The sequence below is a fragment of the Algibacter sp. genome (genome assembly GCF_049667265.1).
Classification (GTDB): Bacteria; Bacteroidota; Bacteroidia; order Flavobacteriales; family Flavobacteriaceae; genus Algibacter_B.
The window spans coordinates 1-4900 of sequence record NZ_JBATHX010000138.1; the positions used below are offsets into that span (position 1 = coordinate 1).

The window sequence follows — 4900 nt, forward strand, 5'->3', positions numbered from 1 at the left end:
AAAGGGAGCGCCTTAAAAGTAGCCCAAATGCTAAGTATGGAGAAAAGCATTTTGCCACAGGCTTATGTAGAGAAATTCTCGTTAGCACAGTTTTCGGTTCCGCCTTTATCGCCACCATTAGTCATAAAAACATTTAAAAAATATTTTGGGAAACATCCCAATGAACTATTTGATACTTTCAACGCAACTTCTGTGAATGCTGCAAGCATCGGTCAGGTGCACATTGCAACTAAGAATGGGAAAAAACTTGCTGTGAAAATCCAATATCCAGGAGTTGCTGAAAGTATTGCTTCAGATTTAGCCATGGTAAAACCAATAGCTATGAGTATGTTCAACATTAAAGGGAAAGACTCTGACAAATATTTTAAAGAAGTTGAAAATAAATTAACTGAAGAAACAAATTATATTTTGGAAATGAAACAAAGCAAGGAAATTGCTTTAGCTTGCTCTCATATCTCCAATCTTTTATTTCCAAAATACTACGAGGAACTATCATCCGAACGTATTATAACCATGGATTATATGAAAGGGGAACATCTTTCTGAATTTACGGCATATAATACAGATCAAGATAAATCAAATAAATTAGGTCAAGCTTTGTGGGATTTCTACATGTTTCAAATTCATAATTTGAAAAAGGTACATGCAGACCCGCACCCTGGAAACTTTTTAGTGAATGAAAAAGGAGAATTAATAGCGCTCGATTTTGGGTGTATGAAAATTATTCCTATGGAATTTTATATACCCTATTTCGAATTAGCAAAACCAGAAAACATTAATAATAAAAACTATTTTGTTTCAAAACTTTACGAACTCGAAATATTACGAGAAGATGATAGCCAAGAAGAAATAGCCTTTTTTACAGACATGTTTCATGAGATGCTAAGTTTATTTACAAAACCTTTCCATCAAGATACATTTGATTTTTCTGACGCTGGATTTTTTGGGAAAATTGCCGAATTAGGCGAGCGTTATTCAAAAAGTACCGATTTAAAAAAGATGAATGGTAATAGAGGGTCTAAACACTTCATTTACATCAACCGAACATTTTTTGGACTATATAACTTAATGTTCGATTTAAAAGCACAAAACATTAAAATTAATAATTATTTAAACCTATAATGACGTATTTTAGTGAAAGTGATATTAAAAATCTTGAACATTTATTCAAAATCAACTTAATAAATAGTTGTTCTGGATACAAATCAGCAAACCTCATAGGTTCGAAATCTAAAGATGGTTTTGAGAATGTTGCTGTTTTTAGTTCTGTCACACATATTGGTTCTAGTCCGGCCATGCTTGGGTTCTTTTTAAGACCAACAACGGTCATTAGAAATACTTATGAAAATCTAAAGGAAACAGGTTTTTATACTATAAATCATATTCATAAAAGTATTACCGAAGATGCGCATCATACTTCAGCCAAATATGATACATCAATTTCGGAATTTGATGTCACAACTTTAAATTCTGAATATAAAAACAATTTTTTGGCACCTTTTGTAAAAGATGCGCCCATTCAATTAGCAATGCAATTTGTTGAAGAATATGACATTAAAGCCAATAACACCATATTAGTTATTGGAAAAGTTGTAGGTTTATATGTAAATGAAAATCTTATAGAAACCGATGGATTTATAAATTTATCTAAAGCTGAAGTTGCTGCTATAAATGGATTGGATGGCTATGCTATTCCTAATACAAACTCACGTTACGGTTACCAAAGACCAAAAGCACTAGAAGTAAACGGTTAGCATAAAACATTAGCCATTATAATTAACGATAACGTTTTTAAAAAAACAACATGAATATTCTTGTAACAGGTGCCACAGGTTATATTGGCAAACGCCTTATCCCCTTTTTATTACATGAAGGGCACACGGTTATTTGTGTTGTTCGAGATAGACTTAGAGCGGATAAAAGCTATGCTGAAGATGATAATATTTTTGTAATTGAAGGTGATTTTTTAAAACCTGAAACATTACTTAATATTCCCAAAAAAATTGATGTAGCGTATTATCTGATTCATTCCATGTCTAATTCTTCAAAAGACTTTGAATCGCTTGAAGAACGTTGCGCTGTGAATTTTAAAAATTATTTAGAAACTACCGGCGTAAAACAAGTTATCTATTTGGGTGGTATTACCAACGAAGAAAAGTTATCAAAACATTTACGCTCTAGAAAAAATGTTGAGGACAGATTAGTTTCTGAGCAATACGCGCTCACTATATTTAAAGCAGGAATTATTGTAGGTTCTGGAAGTTCTTCATTCGAAATAATAAGAGATTTAGTTGAAAAACTACCTTTTATGATTGCTCCAAAATGGTTAAACACAAAAACACAACCGCTTGCTGTTAGAGATGTATTAGCATTTTTATCGAGAGCTGCTGGAAATGAAAAATTATACAATCAAACTTACGATGTTTTTGGACCAGAAGTAATCACTTATAAAGAAATGCTATTGCAATTTGCTGAAGTAAGAGGATTAAAACGCTACATTTTAACCGTACCAGTAATGACACCAAAATTATCATCTTATTGGTTATATTTTGTAACCTCAACATCTTATAAATTAGCCACGACTTTAGTAGATAGCATGGGCATTCAAATTATTGGAAAAACAAGTGATATAAATACCTTACTAAATGTCACCCCGTTAACCTATAAAGAAGCCGTAGCCTTAGCATTTGAGAAAATAGAACAAAATAGCATTATTTCCAGCTGGAAAGATTCTATGGTTAGTAGCGGCAGACTTGGAAACCAATTGCATAAATATATTAACGTTCCTAAATATGGCTGTTTTAAAGATTATAAAGAACGCCCCGTTATAGATACTCAAAAAACCATTGATAAAATTTGGGCCATTGGTGGAACAACAGGTTGGTATTATGGTAATTTTTTGTGGCGAATTCGAGGATATGTTGATAAACTATTTGGAGGTATAGGATTAAGACGCGGACGTACAAGTCCGACCGACCTGGATGCAGGTGATGCCCTAGATTTTTGGCGTGTTATTTTTGCTGATAAAAAACAACAAAAACTTCTGCTGTATGCTGAAATGCGCTTGCCTGGTGAAGCTTGGTTAGAATTTAAAATTGAAGACGGTTTACTTAAACAAACCGCGACGTTTAGACCACGCGGACTTTGGGGCAGATTATATTGGTATAGTGTATTGCCATTTCATGGGTTTATTTTTAGAGGTATGATTAACAAGTTGGTTAATGTCGAGTCATAAAAAACAAAATTTACCACAAAAAACATGTCCCGTTTGCCATCTACCTTTCAATTGGCGTAAAAAATGGGAGAAAAACTGGGATACTGTAAAATATTGTAGCGAACGATGCAGGAGAAACAAAACAATACAAGTTTAGTTTGGTTTAGAAACGATTTACGCGTTAAAGACAATAATGTTTTAAATCAAGCTATAACAGAAAGCAACCATACTATCGCTGCATATTGTTTTGATCCTAGACATTTCCAGAACGATAAATTCGGATTTAAAAAAACTGAAAAATTCAGAGCTAAATTCCTTCTTGAAACGGTTCAAAATTTAAAAGCGAATCTTAAAAAACTCAATATAGAACTGTATGTTTTTACAGAATGTCCTGAAGATTGTTTACCTCAGTTAATTTCAGAATACAAAATTGAAAACATATACCTTCAAAAAGAATGGACCCAAGAAGAAGAAACGGTTTTTGAAAATCTAAAAAAAACGCTGCCCGTTAACATCATTTTTAACACGATTTACAATCAGTTTTTATATCACCCAAACGATATTAGCATGTCACCTTCAGACATTCCCAAAGTGTTTACTAATTTCAGAAAACATCTTGAAAAACATAGTAAAGCAAGGGCTTTAAATTCAATTCGCAAATCAGAATCGTTTTCAAATAGTAACAATAAAACCAACATTCCTACATTACAAGACTTAGGTTTTGAAGACTTTGAAACACATCCAAATTCTGCATTTCCCTTTAAAGGCGGTGAAGATGAAGCTTTAAAAAGATTAAACCATTATTTTTTTGAAACTAAAAAATTAGGTTTTTATAAAAAGACAAGAAATGGACTAGTTGGAATAGATTATAGTTCGAAGTTTTCAGCTTGGTTAGCAAATGGTAGTATTTCACCACGAACGATTTACTGGGAAATTAAAAATTTTGAAAAGCAATTTTACAAAAACGAGTCTACATATTGGCTCATTTTTGAATTGATTTGGCGCGATTATTTTAAATACATATCACTAAAACATAAAAATGCAATTTTTAAAATAGATGGAATTCTTGAAAAAGATTACGAGTGGCATACCGACGAAATTGCAGTTGAACAATGGATAAATGGTAAAACGGCATCAGCTTTTGTTAATGCTAATATGATAGAATTAAAAAAAACAGGATGGATGAGCAATAGAGGTAGGCAAAATGTGGCATCATATTTTTCGAAAGAACTCAAACTAGATTGGAGAATTGGTGCCGCATATTTTGAATCGATGCTTATAGATTACGATGTGCATAGCAATTATGGCAATTGGTTGTATGTTTCTGGTGTTGGAAACGATCCTAGAGACAGGAAATTTAATGTACAATTACAAGCCGAACGTTACGATGCTAATGGGAAATTTCAAAATTTATGGCTACAAGAAACCTTATTTTAAATGAAAACACTAAGACTCATTTTAGGCGATCAACTCCATATAAAACACTCATGGTTTAAAGAAACGCATGACGATGTTACCTACTGTCTTTTTGAAATGCGTCAAGAAACAGATTATGTTAAACATCACATTCAAAAAGTTATTGGATTTTTTGCTGCAATGCGTCAGTTTTCAGAAGATTTAAAAACAAAAAATCATAATGTTATTTATCTAAAAATAAATGATGAAAACAATAAGCAAAGTTTAACC

At 32.3% G+C, this 4900-nt stretch carries 6 protein-coding genes; all 6 read left to right on the forward strand.

All coding sequences use genetic code 11. The annotated features are described in order from the left end of the window. Positions 1–1122 (forward strand): ABC1 kinase family protein (locus tag WBN21_RS05025; protein WP_424198190.1); only part of this gene is annotated, 1122 nt, incomplete at its 5' end. Continuing rightward, the gene (locus WBN21_RS05030; protein ID WP_424198191.1) at positions 1122–1754 is read left to right on the forward strand and encodes a flavin reductase family protein; all 633 of its coding nucleotides are present in this window, start codon (positions 1122–1124) and stop codon (positions 1752–1754) included. The genes WBN21_RS05025 and WBN21_RS05030, both read left to right, overlap by 1 nt. 50 nt (positions 1755–1804) lie before the next feature. Next, the gene (locus WBN21_RS05035; protein ID WP_424198192.1) at positions 1805–3235 is read left to right on the forward strand and encodes an SDR family oxidoreductase; all 1431 of its coding nucleotides are present in this window, start codon (positions 1805–1807) and stop codon (positions 3233–3235) included. Continuing rightward, the gene (locus WBN21_RS05040) at positions 3222–3371 is read left to right on the forward strand and encodes a DUF2256 domain-containing protein (RefSeq protein ID WP_424198193.1); all 150 of its coding nucleotides are present in this window, start codon (positions 3222–3224) and stop codon (positions 3369–3371) included. Before WBN21_RS05035 ends, WBN21_RS05040 begins: the two co-directional genes overlap by 14 nt. Beyond that, the gene (locus WBN21_RS05045) at positions 3341–4651 is read left to right on the forward strand and encodes a DASH family cryptochrome (protein ID WP_424198194.1); all 1311 of its coding nucleotides are present in this window, start codon (positions 3341–3343) and stop codon (positions 4649–4651) included. Before WBN21_RS05040 ends, WBN21_RS05045 begins: the two co-directional genes overlap by 31 nt. Beyond that, the coding region (locus WBN21_RS05050; RefSeq protein ID WP_424198195.1) for a cryptochrome/photolyase family protein at positions 4652–4900 on the forward strand (249 nt) is incomplete at its 3' end.

Excerpts from the sequence above, each read along its gene's own strand:
- WBN21_RS05045 (WP_424198194.1), top strand. The coding sequence starts at position 3,341 with ATGCAGGAGAAACAAAACAATACAAGTTTAGTTTGGTTTAGAAACGAT.
- WBN21_RS05030 (WP_424198191.1), top strand. The coding sequence starts at position 1,122 with ATGACGTATTTTAGTGAAAGTGATATTAAAAATCTTGAACATTTATTC.
- WBN21_RS05035 (WP_424198192.1), top strand. The coding sequence starts at position 1,805 with ATGAATATTCTTGTAACAGGTGCCACAGGTTATATTGGCAAACGCCTT.
- WBN21_RS05040 (WP_424198193.1), top strand. The coding sequence starts at position 3,222 with ATGTCGAGTCATAAAAAACAAAATTTACCACAAAAAACATGTCCCGTT.